At 72.6% G+C, this 2924-nt stretch carries 3 protein-coding genes; all 3 read left to right on the top strand.

What is annotated here, in order from left to right; translation table 11 throughout:
* The coding region (locus tag C1I95_RS33090) for a tyrosine-type recombinase/integrase (protein WP_146605937.1) at nucleotides 1-543 on the top strand (543 nt) is incomplete at its 5' end.
* A 226-nt stretch (nucleotides 544-769) separates the two neighbouring features.
* Nucleotides 770-1693, top strand: coding sequence for a ParA family protein (locus C1I95_RS33085; protein WP_111219955.1), 924 nt, complete (start codon nucleotides 770-772; stop codon nucleotides 1691-1693).
* Between the two features lie 212 nt (nucleotides 1694-1905).
* A complete protein-coding gene (locus C1I95_RS33080) occupies nucleotides 1906-2922 on the top strand; it encodes a segregation and condensation protein A (protein ID WP_233514040.1) in 1017 nt (338 codons plus the stop codon).
* The last annotated feature ends 2 nt before the right edge of the window (nucleotides 2923-2924 follow it).

The raw sequence follows: 2924 nt of genomic DNA, 5'->3' as shown, positions 1-2924 counted from the left end.
GCCGGCGACGGCGCCCCGCTGGCGCTGCGCGACCGGGCGCTGCTGGAGTTCCTGTACGGCACCGGGGCACGCATCTCCGAGGCGGTCGGCGCCGCCGTGGACGACCTGGACGTCGAGGAGGGGGTGGCACTGCTGCGCGGCAAAGGCGGCCGCAGCCGCCTGGTGCCGATCGGCGGGTACGGGCTGCGGGCACTGGTCGCCTACCTGGTGCGCGGCCGGCCGGGGCTGGTCGCCGCCGGTCGCGGCACCCCGGCGGTGTTCGTCAACTCCCGGGGAGGTCCGCTGACCCGGCAGGGTGCCTGGACCATCCTGCGTCGCGCGGCGGCGCGGGCCGGCCTGACCGTCGACGGGCCGCAGGCCGTCTCGCCGCACACGCTGCGCCACTCGTACGCCACGCACCTGCTCGACGGCGGCGCCGATGTGCGGGTGGTGCAGGAACTGCTCGGCCACGCCTCGGTCACCACCACCCAGGTCTACACACTGGTCACCGTGGAACGGCTACGCGAGGTGTACGCCACCGCGCACCCACGCGCCCGGGGCTGACCGCCGTCGGATGACACTGTGGGCGCCCGCTGGGTGCCCCGGCGGGCGCGGGCTCGAACGCCGCTGGCCGACACGCCGAGCGGGTGCCGAACGCCCTGCTGGCCAGTGGCGTACAGTCGGCATCGGCGCGGCCCTCGCGGCAAGATGACCGGGGTACGCAGCGGCGCCGCGAAGGACGTCGGGCGGCTCCGTCGCCGGATGGTCGTCGGGAGGGGGCAACGAGGACATGGCTGGCAACGGTGACCGTGCCGAGACCTGGACGTCGGAGCTCCGCGAACAGCAGAACGCCCTCGGCTCGGACCTGGGCCCTGCCGACCCGGCCGCCTACACGATGCGCAAGCCGATCCCCGAGCCGATGCCCACCGACCGGCACGGCCCGGCCCGGATCATCGCGATGGCCAACCAGAAGGGCGGCGTCGGCAAGACCACCACGACCATCAACCTCGGCGCCGCGCTCGCCGAGTACGGCCGCAAGGTGCTGCTCGTCGACTTCGACCCGCAGGGCGCCCTCTCGGTCGGGCTGGGGGTCAACCCGCACAACCTGGACCTGTCGGTCTACAACCTGCTGATGCAGGACGACGTCACCGCCGAGGACGTGCTGATCAAGACCGACGTGGCCGGGCTGCACCTGCTGCCGGCCAACATCGACCTCTCCGCCGCCGAGATCCAGCTGGTCAACGAGGTCGCCCGCGAGATGGCGCTGGCCCGGGTGCTCAAGAGCGTCCGCAAGGAGTACGACTACGTCCTGATCGACTGCCAGCCGTCGCTCGGCCTGCTGGCGATCAACGCGCTGACCGTCGCGCACGGCGTGCTCATCCCGCTGGAGTGCGAGTTCTTCAGCCTGCGTGGCGTGGCCCTGCTGCTGGACACCATCGACAAGGTGCGCGAGCGGCTCAACTTCGACCTGGAACTCGAGGGCATCCTCGCCACCATGTACGACAGCCGCACCACCCACTGCCGGCAGGTGCTCCAGCGAGTGGTGGAGGCGTTCGGCGACAAGGTCTACCAGACAGTGATCACCAAGACGGTGAAGTTCCCCGAGTCCACCGTCGCCGGCGCACCGATCACCACGCTCGACCCGGCCTCCTCCGGCGCCCGCAACTACCGGCAGTTGGCCCGCGAGGTGATCGCCGCGCAGGCGGAGCGGTAGGCCGGTAACGCCAGATGTCCAGGCCGTGGACTACGGTCGTCGGCGTGAACGCGCCGCCCCTCGACCCGGCCGCCGCAGCGGAACAGCCGCCCCCGGTGGCTGAGACCGCCGCTGCCGGCGTACCGGTGTCGTCGGCCGGCGGGGAGCCGGCGGTAGGCGCGGAGCCCGGCGTCGGCGCGGTGCCAGACGGCGCGGTGGGGCCGGACACCGGCGTGTTGCCGGACGAGGTGGGACCTGACGGCAGCGGTGCGGGGTCGGCGGACGGCGGCGGATTCACCGTGCGGCTGGCCAACTTCACCGGGCCGTTCGACCTGCTGCTGCAACTGATCGGCAAGCACAAGCTCGACGTCACCGAAGTCGCCCTGCACAAGGTCACCGACGAGTTCATCGCCTACATCCGGGCCATGGGCGACGACTGGGACCTGGACGAGGCGAGCGAGTTCCTGCTGATCGCCGCCACCCTGCTCGATCTGAAGGCGGCCCGACTGCTGCCCGCCGCCGAGGTCGAGAACGAGGAGGACCTCGCCCTGCTGGAGGCCCGGGACCTGCTCTTCGCCCGGCTCCTGCAGTACAAGGCGTACAAGGAGGCGGCGGCGCACATCGCCGCGCTGGAGGAGGTCGGCGGACGCCGCTACCCCCGTGCGGTCACCCTGGAACCCCGCTTCGCCGAGGCACTGCCGGATCTGGTGCTCGGCATCGGCCCGCAGCGGCTGCTCAAGCTGGCCGTCAAGGCGATGACCCCGAAGCCGATCCCCGAGGTCTCCATCGCCCACGTGCACATGGTCCGGGTCAGCGTCCGGGAACACGCCGGGATCATCGCCGAGCGACTGCGCCGGGCCGGCACCGCCACCTTCTCGTTGCTCTGCGCCGACTGCGAGGCCACCCTGGAGGTGGTCGCCCGGTTCCTCGCCCTGCTGGAGCTGTACCGGCAGGGCGTGGTGGCCTTCGTCCAGGAGCAGGCCCTGGAGGAGTTGACCGTACGCTGGACTGGTCCCGCCGACGGCGCCGCGGCGCTGACCGTCGACGAGTACGCCGGCACCCCCGCCGAGCCGACGGACCCGGCCGAGGTCCCGGCGGCTGTCGCGGATGCCGGGGCCGTGGGTACGGCCCCGGTGGCCGTAAGGCCGGCGGGTGCGGCTGGCGTGGGCGCAGCGGATGCCGTGGCGGTGGATGCGGCCCCGGCGGCCGGCGAGGACGGGACGGGAACGACGGAGGATAGAGCCGGATGAGC

Origin of the sequence: Micromonospora craterilacus, assembly GCF_003236315.1 — a bacterium.
Classification (GTDB): domain Bacteria; phylum Actinomycetota; class Actinomycetes; order Mycobacteriales; family Micromonosporaceae; genus Micromonospora; species Micromonospora craterilacus.
Note: the sequence above shows the minus strand (reverse complement) of the source record. Positions and strands in the feature narration are given on the sequence as shown.

Excerpts from the sequence above, each read along its gene's own strand:
- C1I95_RS33085 (WP_111219955.1), top strand. The coding sequence starts at position 770 with ATGGCTGGCAACGGTGACCGTGCCGAGACCTGGACGTCGGAGCTCCGC.